The sequence below is a fragment of the Bradyrhizobium jicamae genome, assembly GCF_018130695.1.
In the GTDB taxonomy this organism is placed as follows: domain Bacteria; phylum Pseudomonadota; class Alphaproteobacteria; order Rhizobiales; family Xanthobacteraceae; genus Bradyrhizobium; species Bradyrhizobium jicamae_B.
The window spans coordinates 254,025-266,233 of the sequence record NZ_JAFCJX010000001.1; the positions used below are offsets into that span (position 1 = coordinate 254,025).

A 12,209-nucleotide genomic window follows, 5' to 3' on the forward strand; every position below is an offset into this window, starting at 1 on the left:
AATTGCGCAACACCGCCTTATCCTATTGTTAATAATGGAATTTATCTTTCTTCTGCCACTGATTTCAGCACCCTGCCTACTTAACATATTATTAAGTTATGAATGATCGGAACCGTTAAGAGGACTCTCCGGAGCCGGGGTCGGCAGGGCATTGAAGACGGCCTCGACGTCAACGCCGAGCGCGTTCTGCATGCTTCACATGCGAGAGAACGTTAACCGCCGAACTCCGGGACGACGCGCCGGCAGGTGCCCCCGATCCGCGCTAGCCCTCGACCTTCCACCTGGCGTAGGAACTAAAGCGCGATGAGATGAGGTTGAATCGTCATCGCGCTTTAGCTCTTTGTTTTGAGCATGATCTTTTCGGAACACCGCTTCACACTTTTCCGGATCATGCTCTGACGAAATCCGAATCGGCCCGCGACGAGCGGACAAAACCGGCTGTGATCCGCATGCTCCGCTTCGCGCTGTTGCTCGTGCCGTTGGCGCCGGTGCTTCTGCTCAACGAGATCGCCTACTGGACGCTTGTCGCCCTGACCGGCGCCGTTTGCGCCGTGATGATCTGGATGCCGGACGCGGGCGCACTGCGGCAAGCCGTCGCCAGGTGCCGCCCGGCCATGCTGGCCAGCACCGTGACCCTCCTGCTCCTCCTGCTGCAGATCATGCCGCTGGCGCCGCTCGCCCTCACCTACCCGATCTGGAAGAGCGCTGCGGACGCACTGGGCGCCGATCTCGGCAACTCGATCAGCCTCGATCCCAGCGCCACCCTCCAAGGCCTGCTGAACGTCCTGTTCCTGATGGCCGGCCTGTTTGCGCTGGCGGCAATCTCGATCGATCGCCTCAAGGCCCGGATCATCTATCGGCTGATGGCGCTCGGCGTCGGTCTGCTGTGCATCTGCCTCCTCGGCGCGAGGCAATTCAATCTGGCGAACCTGGCCGCGAGCACCATGCTGGATGCGCTGGGGCCGATCGCCCTGATCATCGGCGCCTCACTGATCCTGCATTGGCGCGGGCGCGACAGCGAGGCCCGCGGGCGCGACGGGGCCATCGATCTGGCGTTGGGAGCGGCCACCCTGGCTCTATCAGCCATTGCGCTGGTGACCGGGCGACATGCTCCCATCATTGTTCTGGCGCTTGGCGGCGCCTGCCTGATGGCCGCGACCTGTTGGCTGCCGGTGATCAAATTCAACCGGCGGCTCCCGATCGCGATGGCGGCGGTTCTCGCGCTCCTGCTTGCCGCAGCGAGCTTTTCGCCGCGATGGATGCACGAATTTTCACTGCAGCAGCCGCGCGCCGCCGATGTCGTCGTGCCGGCGTCGGTCGAGAGAATGCTTTCGGACGCGCCGCCGCTGGGGACCGGCGCGGGCACGTTTTCATCGCTCGCACGGATCTACAACCCGAGCGCCGGCGACGGCGTCCTGGCTCCCACGCTGCTCGCCAAATTTGCGGTCGAATACGGACGGGTCGGAACGCTCATTCTGGCGTTCCTCTGGTTTGCAATCGCGTTCGAATTGCTTGCCGGCGCGTTTCGCCGCAATCGCGACCGTTACTTCTGCGCGGCGGCGGCGGCGATCGCCTTCGTCGGGGCGATCGAAGGCCTGTTCGACGCGAGTTGGGCGGAGGCCTCCATCCAGGCGGTCGTCATGATCGCCGTCGCCGTCGGGCTGGCGCAGCGCGACTCCTCGGTCCGCTGACCGACCGTCACGCTTACGCGGCGGCCGGACCCGCGACCTTGGACCAGAAGCGCGGATCTTCCGGCGACTGCATCCGCACCCATTTGTAGTTGGTCTTGCTCCAGGGGCGGACGTTGGCGTTGAGGTTGTCGACCACCAGATCGCCGTTGCGGGTCCTCACCACCAGGATGAGGTGCCCCTCGCCCCAGCTTGTCTTCACCTCGGCCAGCAACAGCGCGCGTGAGGGAAAGCCCCGTGCCAGCAACTCGTGCCGCTTGGTGACGGCGTAGTCGTTGCAGTCGCCACGCGACGGCGCGACGATCCATTCCTCGCCGACCACACCGCGCTCATTGCGCGTCGGCACGATCGAGCGATTGACCTCCGCATTGACGGCGACCAGGTCGGCATAGCGCTCCGGCGTCAGCTTGACCCCGCCGCCGCGGAACACGATCTTGGTCTTGCTCGTCTTGCAATCCGACGGATAGGCCATGCAGAACTTGATGTGCGCCATCGGCGGCAGCACCGGCCCATCGAACTTGATGCGTTCGATCTGGTATTTCAGGTTGAGCGGCATGCCGATCATTGCCGCCTGCGCGGTTTGACCAACACCGATTGCGATAGCGAGTGCCGCCCCCAGGCACGCCCGAACGACTTGACGCATGACCCCGTACTCCCCGTTTGTTGGGGACAGGAGTAGCGACGACAAATTAGAATCGCGTTCGGTGTGGAGGGCGCATTTAGCTCAAAGTCGGTTCGCCCCTTTAGGACAAATTTAATGCTGGGCGCGCGCGGCCACGAAAACCTGCGGAGCGTGGGCCTAAACCGCGACCCGACGGGTTTTGCCCGGCGCCCTGCATCGACGCCGCCGCTCCTTCGCCAGAACAGGTCGGTAACTCTTTTCCGAGGTCGGCGGCTTCTTCCGGACGGCCGTGCAGGTCCGCCATCGCGGCAATGGCGGGGCGTTCTCTCTTGATCCCCCAGCGCGCCTTGGTATCAACGTCGCCGAGGTCCTCCGTATCGGCAGCTTTAAGGACCGGATGACCGGGCCTTGCCAATGACCATACGTCGCAGAGACCTGATTGCGGGCGGTTCGACGGTTTTGCTGTCGGCTGCTGGCGCAACGGAGCCAGCCAGCGCCGCGCCGAGAGCGGGTCAGTTGCGCCAGATCGACGTCCGACGCGACTTCGGAGCGGCCGGCGACGGGACGACCGACGACTGGTCGGCCATCGAAAATGCCGGTCTCTATCTGGAGCGGCTCGGTGGCGGGCGGATGTATTTCCCGAGCGGGCGATACCGCCTGTCCGGCACCGGCCGGAACATCACGGTCCGGAGCAATATCGAGTATTTCGGCGACGGCCACAGTTCGGTGATCCTGGGGACCAACGCGGCTTTCATCAGCCCGCAAGGCGCAGCGTTCGGACGCAGCGCCTATGGATCCTACGCCTATCTGCCGATCCGGGACATCAAGGCCGGAGACCGCTTTCTCGAGCTCGCCAATCCGTCCGACGCCGCGAAATTCCAGCCCGGCGACATTGTCATCGCCCGCTCGACGAATGCGATCGTCACCCCGGGAGACGTGCTTCCCTATTATGTCGAGATGAACAGGGTCGTCGGCGTTGCCGGCAACCGCCTCGAACTGGAGGATGCCATCGACGACGGCTGGAGCGGCCTGATCGCAGCCAATGTCACGCATCACGTTGCGCAGGGCTACAGCATTCACGACCTGCGCATCGAGTGCGACGCGGGCTATCCGTTCTTTATCCAGGGCAGCTACAAGAGCGTCATCCGGAACTGCTGGACCCGCGGCTTCGCCCTCGCCTGCTTCAACGCCTTCACCCGCAGCATGGCCCACGACATCAATGCGACGGTGATGTGGAGCGAAAGCGGCGCGTCCGCCTCGCTGTTCGAGATCGAAACCGGCTCGGTCCGCGCCAACTTCCACGACATCGATGTCTATCTCTCGGGCAATGTCCCCGAGAGCGCGAGATATCCGCTGTTCTACTGCCAGGAGTTCTCCAGGCGCACACTGCTGCGCAACATCCGGGTGGCCGCGGCGGGCACCGAGCTCGGTCTTGTCTTCCAGGTCATGAGTGGCGGCCATCAGATCGAGAATATCGACGTGACGGCCAGAAAGATCGACAAGGTTCTCGATTACTTCTCATACGACCCCGCCGCCTATCAGCTCAATCGGCTCGGCCTCACATTATCGAATGTGCGCGTCGAAACGCTTGAGGCGACCAACAGCTTCAACCATGGATTCGTCCTTCACAATGATTATGCCGGCGGCGAGGTTCGGAACGTTACGGTCCGCGATTGCACGCTGATCGGCTCGCCCGGCGAAGGCGACCATCACCTGATCTGGTTCTACAAGGGAATCCAGAACGGCATCCTGTTCGACGGTGTGCGCGGGCGTGGATCCGTTGCAATGAACACGTCAGCGCGAACGCCAAACCAGGCCGGCCGCCCGTCCGCGGGTGATCTCGCATTCCCCTTGAAGAACGTCATGCTACGCAACTGCGAATTCACGCGAATCACGTCGGATGAGATGCAAAGACAAGCCAGATACGTCTCGTGTGAACGCTTGATGGACTGAACACCGGCGACCGTGAAGCGGTTCGACCCGCAAGTCCAGAACACCGTCGCGCCGGTGCGGTCCCGGCCTCACCGCGGGAGTGCGGCGCGCACGCCGGTGCTCGTTCAGCTCTGGATTCCGCCCCGGCGGGGCAGCGTTCCCCCCGATTCCAGGGCGAGCTTCTCCTCGATCTTCATCTTCTCGAGCAACAGATCGGTCACAATCCGGCGCAGCCGTTCATTTTCCAGCCGCAATTCGTCCATACGACTGCGATCGGGGTCAGTTGCGGTCGCACCGCTGCCATCGACCTCGACGAGGCCGTCCGCGGCAGGAGCGGGGTGCACGCCGCGCGCAGCTTCCTGCTTGCGCCAGCGATGAAACGTCATGACGCTGACGCCCAGCACCTTGCACGCTTGGGCCTGCGACTGCCCACGCGCCATAAGCTCCTCGGCCTGCTTGACCTTGGAAGCAATTTCGTCCGCAGAATGACGCCTCATCCTGTCATCCGATTAACTCAACGTTAACAATCATCGCACGGCCCAATTAGCAAGTAAATACAGGCCCGTAGTTATATGGGACGCATTCATCGTTGCGAACATCGGCCCACACTGTGATGTCGGCAACTCCCCCGCAGTCGGGGTCAATGATACCTCCGGTTCCGGGAGAATCCTGCCGGTGGTGATTCTATGTCATAACAACCCTATCGTAGATTTATTCAGAAAATTCCAAAACAAGACTCTTGCGGCCTCCCAGCGCGCATTAGGGGTACCCACGAAACAATCCCGGGATGCCCGCGGAGTATCGGAACGCGGGCCACGACCGGTCGCGGACGGCCCGCCGTGGCTGGGCTCAAGCACTCCCACCTTCCGGGTTGAAGCCGTCGCGTCCTGGCACGGGGATCGCGGGGCGGGGCCCCACTCCGGCCCCGTCGGTGGCGAAGTCAAGCCGGGATATCGTCGCCTTTTCGCAATTTAATCTTTTGGCAACTTGGCCGTTTTCGGCTTCCGGTGCTTGCGGAAAGGTCCCTGCGGCAGTACGAAAACGCCGTTTCGTGCCGAGGCACGAAATTTCCTGCGTACCAAGTATTATCTGCCACACCTACAAATACGCGCCGCTATTTCACAGCACGTCATTTCACCAGGCCTTTTTTTCGAGGAACGGATCATTATGGGGCAAATCAAGACGTTTGAAATCAAGCAATCGGCCTACGGCAAGACCGAGGACTCACTGGAAAGCCTGATCGCCGAGAACGTCGAGCTGCGACAAACCGCGGTCGAACTGGCGTTGCAGACGTCGATCCTGCGCGAGCGCCTGTCCGGCGTCACCACGCGTGAGTTCATCCGTCAGAAGCATTGACGAACGCCCGCTCGCGGGCGTGACCCTTCCGATTGCTGATGCTTCCGTGATCCGGCCCGCAAGGCCGCGATCGGCGGCCAACCTAGCCGTGCATGCGACGCGACGGTGCACGGCCGATCGTGTCAGCCTGGCAGCGCGGCTGCGACGCCGGCAGGCGTTCGGTCAGTTCGCGCAGCGCCGCGATGTCCAGCATCAGCGCAACGACCTCATCGCGCAGTGAACGATTCGCCGCACGCAACGCCTCCTCCACGCGATCTTGTGGAGACCGAACCTTACGCTGTTTCATCACGCCCCTCGTTATGTTCCTCTTGGCTATGAGCGATGTGATTGAAATTACAATGACAGGTTCGGCTTAACCTTAGGGAACGCAGTTAATTGGGCTGCGCACGCAACGATGTTGGACAAGACTCTTCCGACAGGAATGTTGATCACCGGATTCCTGCATATCGTCATAGCGCAACCCCGAACTCTATCGATTGCCGTTCCACACCGGACCAGCACGGTTTCATCGGACAAATTGATGGGGCAATCGACATTCCGGAGCTGCGCTGACGCATCGTCCGGACAAGTGGTATTCTACCGCAGCAAACGCACTGCGTGTGTGTGATATTGCGCAAACAAAAGAGGCGATATCGTGATGTGATTGGCGAAAGCGCGACAGAATTTAGCGGCGTTCGTCAGGCCTGCGTAACGGAACAAAATCGTCGGGCACGCGCTCATCCTGTCCGGTTCCCCGGAACATGAAGGTGCCCCTGTCCGTGACGACGATATCGCCTCGTTACGACGTCATGTCGTTCATGACGCAACCGCCCGATCTCATCGCGCTTTAGACCCGGTGATACTCCCGGTACCACGCGACGAATTTGGCCACCCCGTCCTCGATCCGGGTCTGCGGCCGGAAGCCGATGTCGCGCGCGAGATCGCTGACGTCGGCGAATGTCTCCAGGACGTCGCCGGGCTGCATCGGCATCAGCTTCTTCTCCGCTGGCCGGCCGAACCCCTGCTCCAGCAGCGTCACCACATGCATCAGCTCTTCCGGCTTGTTGTTGCCGATATTGTAGACCCGCCACGGCGCCTTGCTCGCGCTCGGGTCGGGATGGTCGCCTGACCATGACGGATCGCCCTGCGGCGCATGGCTGATCAGCCGCGCCATCGCTTCCACCACGTCGTCGACATAGGTGAAGTCGCGCCGCATGTTGCCGTTGTTGAACAGGTTGATCGGCTGCCCCTTGGTGATCGCGTCGGCGAACAGATAGAGCGCCATGTCCGGCCGGTACCACGGCCCGTACACCGTGAAGAAGCGCAAGCCCGTGGTCGGCAGCCGATAGAGATGGCTGTAGGAATGCGCCAGCAACTCGTTCGCCTTCTTGGTCGCCGCATACAGGCTGACCGGATGATCGACATTGTCGTGCACCGAGAACGGCAGTTTCGTATTCGCGCCATAGACCGACGAGGATGACGCGAACAGCAGGTGCTTGCAGGCATTGTGCCGGCAGCCCTCGAGCACGTTGAGAAAACCTTCCAGATTGGCGTCGGCATAGGCGTGCGGGTTCTGCAGCGAGTAGCGGACGCCGGCCTGTGCGGCGAGATGGACCACCACCTCGAACCGGTGGCGCGCGAACAGCTCCTTCATTCCGTCGCGGTCGGCGAGATCGAGCTGGAGGAAGGTGAAGTTTTGATGCTGCGCCAGCAGATCGAGGCGCGCGCGCTTCAGCGCGGGATCGTAGTAGTCGTTGAGATTGTCGATTCCGATCACCGGCTGCCCAGCTCGCAGCAGATGCTCGGCGAGATGGAAGCCGACGAAGCCCGCGCAGCCCGTGACCAGGAGATTGCCTGCAATGACAGTCATTCCGTCCGATCCCCCTCGCCGCGACGCGCACAACTGTGCCGCCGTTCACTGACGTAACCCATCCTGAGACACCGCGGCAAGCCTCGTCGCTCTGCCAAACAGACGGGCAGGAACGGCAATCCCTGCAGACAATATGCCGCTTGTCGCAGCGGTTGCGTCAATTGCTCGGTCGCAACATGGCGGCACGACGGCGACAATACGCAATCATTTCTCTCGCGTCCGCATTGGCTTGCCGCCGTGGAATCGGTTGCGTAACGTCCGCGACAATCCTGGCGAAGCAAGGACCTCAGTTCCCACTGATCGGCTTCGCACAACTCTCCAAAAGCGACATCTCGGGGAACCCTTATGCACATCACGATGGTTGGGACGGGCTATGTCGGCCTCGTCTCCGGCGCCTGCTTTGCGGATTTCGGCCACCAGGTCACCTGCGTCGACAAGAACGTCGACAAGATCGCAGCGCTCCGTCGCGGCGAGATTCCGATCTACGAGCCGGATCTCGATCGTCTGGTCGAGAGCAACGCGCGCGCCGGCCGCCTCGCCTTCACGACCGACCTCGCCGAGCCCGTCGCGAAATCCGATGCGGTCTTCATCGCGGTCGGAACACCGTCGCGGCGCGGCGATGGCCATGCCGATCTCAGCTACGTCTACGCCGCCGCGCGCGAGATCGCGACGAGCCTGCAAGGCTTCACCGTCGTCATCACCAAGTCGACGGTTCCGGTCGGCACCGGCGACGAGGTCGAGCGGCTCATTCGCGAGGCCAATCCGTCGGCCGACGTTGCCGTCGCCTCCAATCCCGAATTCCTGCGCGAGGGCGCGGCGATCAGGGACTTCAAGCATCCGGACCGCATCGTGGTCGGCGTCAACGAGCCGCGGGCGAAGAAAGCCCTCACCGAGATCTACCGGCCGCTCTATCTCAACCAGGCCCCGATCATGTTCACGGGACGGCGCACCGCCGAGCTGATCAAATACGCGGCGAACGCGTTCCTCGCCACCAAGATCACCTTCATCAACGAGATCGCGGATTTGGCTGAAAAGGTCGGCGCCGACGTCCAGGAGATCGCGCGCGGCATCGGTCTCGACAACCGGATCGGCACAAAGTTCCTGCACGCCGGTCCCGGCTTCGGCGGCTCCTGCTTTCCCAAGGACACGCGCGCGCTGATCAAGACCGCGCAGGACTTTGAGGCGCCGGTCCGCGTCGTCGAGGCCGTGATCGCCGTCAACGAGACCCGCAAGCGCGCGATGGCGCGCAAGGTCGCGGCGGCGTTCGGCGGCTCGCTGCGCGGCAAGACCATCGCGCTGCTCGGGCTGACCTTCAAGCCGAACACCGACGACATGCGCGAGGCGCCCGCGATCCCGCTGGTGACGGCGCTGCAGGATCTCGGCGCTTCCGTCAAAGCCTATGACCCGGCCGGGATGGAGCAGGCCCGCGGCGAACTGTCAGACGTCACTTATTGCGACGGACCTTACGCCTGCGCCGAAGGCGCGGACGCGCTTGTGATCGTCACCGAATGGGAGCAGTTCCGCGCGCTCGACCTGCCGCGGCTGAAGCGCGAGATGGCATGCCCCGTGATCGTCGACCTCCGCAACGTCTACCGGTCGGAAGAGGTCATCGCCGAAGGCTTCCGGTACGAAAGCATCGGACGCAGTTCACAGAACGGACATGGGATCTAGAGCGTTTTCCAGCGAAGCGGGCACCGGTTCGCGTGAAGAAAACGCGTCTCAGCAAAATCAAGAGCCCGTTCCGATTTTGATCGAAACCGGCTCTTGTCTCGGCGCAAAAGCTCCGTGGGACTAGACGTTCGCGGCCGGCTTGAACTCGGGAAACCGGCTCAGCACCGCGGCTTTCATGAACTTGAAGTGCGCGATCTCGGTCGCGAGCTCTTTCAGGCGGCGCTGGCCGTTGAGGATCTCGGCGTCGAACAGGTCCTGGTGATGATTGTCGAGCGCCTCGCGCTCGAGATATTCGTCGGTGCCGTTGCCGATGGTCACCGCGGCGCGCGCCAGCACGTCGTCGACGCGGCGGGCAAGGCCGGATTGCTCGTGCTCGGCCTCATGCAACGCGGTTTCGATCGCGGCCACGATCGCGCCAATCCTGTTCCTGTCGGTTTCGGCGTCGCGCTCCGGCGAACGCGCCCGAAACCCCTCGTCGCGCGTACGAGCGCGCAAAAACAGCTGAAACATCTGCGTCTTCCGGTCCAGGCTAACTCAGCAGCGACCAACTCAGGAGCGACTCCCAGAGTCGCCCCGCCGTGGTTAAGAAAAGGTAAAACCCGCCCACGCCCGGCGGCCGAGCGGCGCCATCAAGGACAATGCAAAGCCCAGCCCGCTCACACGTCCAGCTCAGGAAAAATACCATAGCAGGAATTTCAGGAACAGCGAGCTCAACAGATAGACCCAGCCGACCATCGCCAGCAGCGTCAGACCGACGAAGACGCCGGAGAAGCTCCTTTCCTTGAGTCGTGCCAACAGCGAGATTTTTTCCGGCTGGTAGAACATCTCAAAGCTCGACTGCGATCCCGGCAAATCAACTAACAATCAATTTCGATAATCTCGTGACGTGCACACGCGAAATCGTTGCCCACGCATGCGCTGATTTGCGGCACGACGTCAATTGATGATTGGTCTCGTTCTCTCGCGCGGCACGATCGAACAAACCTGCCGCGCAACGCGTGACCATCATCACGACCGCAATGACGGGTCACGCGTTGCAAAAACTCCTCACACCCGGAAGAACGCGAACCACACGATGCCGAGGATCAGGACCGCAAGTCCGGTCGAGACCGCCAGGAGCGCGAGAACGGAGGGGCCTGGCTCCGCTTGCCGCGCCTCGGTGGGAGTTTCTACGATCTGGCCGTGTCGCTCCGTTGCCATGGTGAACCTCGTCTTCGCGTAAGTGCCTCGTAACTCGCGGGCTTTGCCTCTCCAATGCGTGGGGCCAACGCCTCATCATCCCCGATGTTCCGAGCGGCCGGTGAAGCGGCGGTCGCCGGCGGCGGGGCGCAAATCGCCGCAGCCCGGCCCTTGGACCCGGCCAGGGTTAACGCCGTTGAGAGATTCCCGGGGCATCATGTTTCAAACCAGGTTCCCCGGTGGTATCCTGATTGTTCCGTCGGTTGCGTTATCGGAGTATCCCATGGCCCCCCGCGCCAACTGGAAAGGCTTTCTGCGCCTGTCGCTCGTGACCTGTCCGGTCGCCCTCTATCCGGCGACGTCGGACACCGAGAAAGTCTCGTTCAACCAGATCAACCGCAAGACCGGGCATCGCATCAAATATGCGAAGGTCGACGCGGAGACCGGCGAGGAAGTCTCCTCCGACGACATCATGAAGGGCTACAAGGTCGACACCGACACCTACATCGAGATCACCAAGGACGAGCTCGACGAGCTTGCGCTGGAATCCACCCGCACCATCGAGATCGACGAGTTCGTGCCGCGCTCCGATATCGACAGCCGCTATGTGATCCGCCCCTATTACCTCGTGCCCGACGGCAAGGTCGGCCACGACGCCTTCGCCGTGATCCGCGAGACCATCCGCAGCCTGAACAAGGTCGCGATCGGCCGCGTGGTGCTGACCAATCGCGAGCACGTCATCGCGCTGGAGCCGCTCGACAACGGCCTGATGGGCACACTGCTGCGCTACCCCTACGAGGTGCGCAGCGAGAAGGACTATTTCGACGACATCCAGGACGTGAAGATCACCAAGGACATGCTCGATCTCGCCAAGCACATCGTCGAGCAGAAGTCCGCCGCCTTCGATCCTGAAGACTTCGAGGATCGCTACGAGCAGGCGTTAATCGACCTGATCAACCAGAAGCGCAACGGCGTCAAGGTCGCGGCCAAGCCGGCGGCGAAGGCCGATGGCAACGTCATCAACCTGATGGACGCGCTGAAGAAGAGCCTCGCCAACGAGAAGCAGGCGGCTCCCGCTGCAAAGGCCCAAGACAAAGCCAAAGGCAAGAAGCCGAAGAAGCGGGTCGAAGGCCAGCGCGAGATGCTGCTGCCGATCTCCGGCGGCGGCAAGCGCGAGGCGAAAGAGGTTGCAAAAGCGGAGCCGAAGAAGGCCGAGAAGCCGGTGCGCGCCTCGACCACGGCGCGGAAGAAGGCGGGCTGATCAAGGGCGCCAGCACCGTGTGATCATCGCGCGCGCCGCCTGACATGCCCTGGTCGACCCGCTCGATACGCCGATCCGCCTGGCCGGCGGCCGCCAGCTGACGACGCTGCAAGAGGCCGCCGACTACATCATGAAACTGCCTGAAGCCGACCAGCAGCGCGAGCGCTGGCAGGTCGCGATCGCGCATCTGATCAAGGCTGCGGAGATCGGCGGCGGATGGATGACGTTTGCGGAGATTGCGCTGCTGCGGGCGCTGAACGGCGACGACGCACGAGCATGATCCGGAAAAGTGGGAACCGGTTTTCCGATCAGATCATGCTCAAAAAAATGACTCTTACTTGAGCGATGTGCTAACGGCGGCGAACTTGCCGGACAGGTTGGTGCCGATGCCGTTGACGGCGGCCAGGACCACGATGCTGATCCCGCATCCGATGATCGCATATTCGATCGCCGTCGTCGCGGCCTCATCGCGGACAAATCTCGCAAGCAACGATCGCATCAGAAAAACTCCTGTCGGCGCGGACCCGCGGACTTTCTTCCGCTCCGTCATATCTGTGGCACGCTAGGCCACAAGGGTTGACACCCCCTTGACGGACAGGATGAACGTTCCTTTAAGCTGGTCGTTCACATTGCATCGGTATTCGCCCGGGG

The 12,209-nt window shown here is 62.3% G+C and carries 14 protein-coding genes; 6 read left to right on the forward strand and 8 right to left on the reverse strand.

The features are described 5' to 3' along the window. Nucleotides 1-314 precede the first annotated feature (314 nt). A complete protein-coding gene (locus JQ604_RS01070) occupies nt 315-1,691 on the forward strand; it encodes a hypothetical protein (RefSeq protein ID WP_212352155.1) in 1,377 nt (458 codons plus the stop codon). 13 nt (nt 1,692-1,704) lie between these two features. Here JQ604_RS01070 and JQ604_RS01075 read toward each other — a convergent pair whose 3' ends face one another. Beyond that, complete coding sequence (locus JQ604_RS01075) at nt 1,705-2,331, reverse strand: transglutaminase-like cysteine peptidase (RefSeq protein ID WP_212352157.1); 627 nt, start codon at nt 2,329-2,331, stop codon at nt 1,705-1,707. Between the two features lie 495 nt (nt 2,332-2,826). Here JQ604_RS01075 and JQ604_RS01080 point away from each other — a divergent pair, with 495 nt between their 5' ends. Next, on the forward strand, nt 2,827-4,263 hold the full coding sequence (locus tag JQ604_RS01080; protein ID WP_249157903.1) for a glycoside hydrolase family 55 protein: 1,437 nt from the start codon (nt 2,827-2,829) through the stop codon (nt 4,261-4,263). A 104-nt stretch (nt 4,264-4,367) separates the two neighbouring features. On the opposite strand, the gene JQ604_RS01085 is transcribed toward JQ604_RS01080, so the two are convergent. Further along, nucleotides 4,368-4,739 carry a helix-turn-helix domain-containing protein gene (locus JQ604_RS01085; protein ID WP_212352161.1) on the reverse strand — a complete coding sequence of 124 codons (372 nt, stop codon included), beginning with the start codon at nt 4,737-4,739 and terminating at the stop codon, nt 4,368-4,370. A gap of 670 nt (nt 4,740-5,409) precedes the next feature. Here JQ604_RS01085 and JQ604_RS01090 point away from each other — a divergent pair. Then, the gene (locus JQ604_RS01090; RefSeq protein ID WP_212352163.1) at nt 5,410-5,598 is read left to right on the forward strand and encodes a hypothetical protein; all 189 of its coding nucleotides are present in this window, start codon (nt 5,410-5,412) and stop codon (nt 5,596-5,598) included. Nucleotides 5,599-5,680: 82 nt separating this feature from the next. Here the strand turns inward: JQ604_RS01090 and JQ604_RS01095 are convergent, their stop codons facing one another. Both JQ604_RS01095 and JQ604_RS01100 read right to left on the reverse strand, forming a co-directional pair. Further along, nucleotides 5,681-5,884, reverse strand: a complete 204-nt coding sequence (locus JQ604_RS01095) for a hypothetical protein (protein WP_212352165.1) — start codon at nt 5,882-5,884, stop codon at nt 5,681-5,683. A 540-nt stretch (nt 5,885-6,424) separates the two neighbouring features. Continuing rightward, nucleotides 6,425-7,447 carry an NAD-dependent epimerase gene (locus JQ604_RS01100; RefSeq protein ID WP_212352167.1) on the reverse strand — a complete coding sequence of 341 codons (1,023 nt, stop codon included), beginning with the start codon at nt 7,445-7,447 and terminating at the stop codon, nt 6,425-6,427. Between the two features lie 345 nt (nt 7,448-7,792). Here JQ604_RS01100 and JQ604_RS01105 point away from each other — a divergent pair, with 345 nt between their 5' ends. Beyond that, on the forward strand, nt 7,793-9,118 hold the full coding sequence (locus JQ604_RS01105) for a UDP-glucose dehydrogenase family protein (RefSeq protein WP_212352169.1): 1,326 nt from the start codon (nt 7,793-7,795) through the stop codon (nt 9,116-9,118). A 120-nt stretch (nt 9,119-9,238) separates the two neighbouring features. Here the strand turns inward: JQ604_RS01105 and JQ604_RS01110 are convergent, their stop codons facing one another. The 3 genes from JQ604_RS01110 to JQ604_RS01120 all read right to left on the reverse strand — a co-directional run bounded on the left by JQ604_RS01110 (nt 9,239) and on the right by JQ604_RS01120 (nt 10,318). After that, nucleotides 9,239-9,628, reverse strand: a complete 390-nt coding sequence (locus JQ604_RS01110; protein ID WP_212352171.1) for a hypothetical protein — start codon at nt 9,626-9,628, stop codon at nt 9,239-9,241. Between the two features lie 159 nt (nt 9,629-9,787). Continuing rightward, nucleotides 9,788-9,943 (reverse strand): hypothetical protein, encoded by a 156-nt coding sequence (locus tag JQ604_RS01115; RefSeq protein ID WP_212352172.1) that lies wholly within the window; start codon nt 9,941-9,943, stop codon nt 9,788-9,790. Between the two features lie 222 nt (nt 9,944-10,165). Beyond that, entirely contained in the window at nt 10,166-10,318 is a 153-nt protein-coding gene (locus JQ604_RS01120; protein WP_212352174.1) for a hypothetical protein, read from the reverse strand. Between the two features lie 262 nt (nt 10,319-10,580). Between JQ604_RS01120 and JQ604_RS01125 the strand changes: the two genes are divergently transcribed. Both JQ604_RS01125 and JQ604_RS41980 read left to right on the forward strand, forming a co-directional pair. Next, nucleotides 10,581-11,558 carry a Ku protein gene (locus tag JQ604_RS01125; protein ID WP_212352176.1) on the forward strand — a complete coding sequence of 326 codons (978 nt, stop codon included), beginning with the start codon at nt 10,581-10,583 and terminating at the stop codon, nt 11,556-11,558. A gap of 130 nt (nt 11,559-11,688) precedes the next feature. Beyond that, a complete protein-coding gene (locus tag JQ604_RS41980) occupies nt 11,689-11,838 on the forward strand; it encodes a hypothetical protein (RefSeq protein WP_349631031.1) in 150 nt (49 codons plus the stop codon). 54 nt (nt 11,839-11,892) lie between these two features. On the opposite strand, the gene JQ604_RS01135 is transcribed toward JQ604_RS41980, so the two are convergent. Further along, on the reverse strand, nt 11,893-12,057 hold the full coding sequence (locus JQ604_RS01135; RefSeq protein WP_212352178.1) for a Flp family type IVb pilin: 165 nt from the start codon (nt 12,055-12,057) through the stop codon (nt 11,893-11,895). Between the last annotated feature and the right edge of the window lie 152 nt (nt 12,058-12,209).

What these genes read in the sequence shown, in the direction of transcription:
- JQ604_RS01120 (WP_212352174.1), bottom strand. Translation starts at nt 10,318, where the DNA reads ATGGCAACGGAGCGACACGGCCAGATCGTAGAAACTCCCACCGAGGCG.
- JQ604_RS01100 (WP_212352167.1), bottom strand. Translation starts at nt 7,447, where the DNA reads ATGACTGTCATTGCAGGCAATCTCCTGGTCACGGGCTGCGCGGGCTTC.
- JQ604_RS01075 (WP_212352157.1), bottom strand. Translation starts at nt 2,331, where the DNA reads ATGCGTCAAGTCGTTCGGGCGTGCCTGGGGGCGGCACTCGCTATCGCA.
- JQ604_RS01135 (WP_212352178.1), bottom strand. Translation starts at nt 12,057, where the DNA reads ATGCGATCGTTGCTTGCGAGATTTGTCCGCGATGAGGCCGCGACGACG.
- JQ604_RS01110 (WP_212352171.1), bottom strand. Translation starts at nt 9,628, where the DNA reads ATGTTTCAGCTGTTTTTGCGCGCTCGTACGCGCGACGAGGGGTTTCGG.
- JQ604_RS01125 (WP_212352176.1), top strand. Translation starts at nt 10,581, where the DNA reads ATGGCCCCCCGCGCCAACTGGAAAGGCTTTCTGCGCCTGTCGCTCGTG.
- JQ604_RS01115 (WP_212352172.1), bottom strand. Translation starts at nt 9,943, where the DNA reads ATGTTCTACCAGCCGGAAAAAATCTCGCTGTTGGCACGACTCAAGGAA.
- JQ604_RS01105 (WP_212352169.1), top strand. Translation starts at nt 7,793, where the DNA reads ATGCACATCACGATGGTTGGGACGGGCTATGTCGGCCTCGTCTCCGGC.
- JQ604_RS41980 (WP_349631031.1), top strand. Translation starts at nt 11,689, where the DNA reads ATGAAACTGCCTGAAGCCGACCAGCAGCGCGAGCGCTGGCAGGTCGCG.
- JQ604_RS01095 (WP_212352165.1), bottom strand. Translation starts at nt 5,884, where the DNA reads ATGAAACAGCGTAAGGTTCGGTCTCCACAAGATCGCGTGGAGGAGGCG.
- JQ604_RS01085 (WP_212352161.1), bottom strand. Translation starts at nt 4,739, where the DNA reads ATGAGGCGTCATTCTGCGGACGAAATTGCTTCCAAGGTCAAGCAGGCC.
- JQ604_RS01090 (WP_212352163.1), top strand. Translation starts at nt 5,410, where the DNA reads ATGGGGCAAATCAAGACGTTTGAAATCAAGCAATCGGCCTACGGCAAG.